1 protein-coding gene is annotated in these 259 nt (G+C 62.9%); it reads right to left on the reverse strand.

The genetic code is table 11. From position 1 onward, the window contains the following. Positions 1-75: 75 nt before the first annotated feature. A partial coding sequence (locus tag ACZ2XM_RS15575) for a hypothetical protein (protein ID WP_490619026.1) occupies positions 76-259 on the reverse strand: 184 nt, incomplete at its 5' end.

Consider the following 259-nt stretch of genomic DNA (forward strand, 5'->3'; position numbering starts at 1 on the left):
CGTGGTAGTGGACGCCGTCGATGACGGTGGATTCGGTGGTTTCAGTTGTCACAGCGTTTGTTTTCCGTCAATCAGTCACTTGGCCAGGCAGAACGAAGGCAGGTCGGCCGCGTGGGCGCCCGCCGGGCACGGGTCGAAGGTGAAGATCACCAGCGTGCCGAGCACGATCAGCACGACGACCGCCGCGAGGACCGCCCACTTGAGGATGCGGTTGACCAGCACGTTGTGCGCATAGTCGTTGATCAGCGTGCGCATGCCG

Source organism: Psychrobacter sp. CoH-33_TS_01, assembly GCF_058189395.1.